This window comes from Alkalihalophilus lindianensis (genome assembly GCF_032843265.1).
Taxonomy (GTDB): domain Bacteria; phylum Bacillota; class Bacilli; order Bacillales; family Bacillaceae_D; genus Alkalihalophilus; species Alkalihalophilus lindianensis.
In genome coordinates, this window is record NZ_JAWJBA010000048.1 from 1 (window position 1) to 438 (window position 438).

Consider the following 438-nt stretch of genomic DNA (forward strand, 5'->3'; position numbering starts at 1 on the left):
TTCTGTATGGTGGTATATCACCTGGTCAGGTTCTGGTAGTTCTTGGATATTATATTTTTACGATTCTTGTATTTGGCAGCATTGGCATCTTTTTTTCAACTCTTGTTCGGAAAACGATTATTGCCATGATAACCACCTATGGGGTGACATTGTTTTTGACCGCCGGCACAGCGTTTCTTTTTGCGGTATCGATGTCAGTCAGCCAAATGGGGAATTCTTCGAATAATCCATTCGCCCTTTTCTTTGTGATGCTAAACCCGGTCATGATCTTATTCAGCTTTCTTGGACCGGATGCATTTAGTGAATTATCCAATCAATTAGGGCTGGGGAGTGAATTTCCATTATGGGCGGCGAACATGGTAACCTATGTGCTGATTATGGTATTGCTGATTTTCATTAGTGTCAAAAAACTGCGACCCAATATGAAAGTTAAGAGCA

Annotated in this window: 1 pseudogene; it reads left to right on the forward strand. The window is 40.9% G+C overall.

The window, feature by feature from the left end:
* Window positions 1-438, forward strand: a pseudogene (locus tag RYX56_RS21215) (ABC transporter permease); the annotation flags it as partial.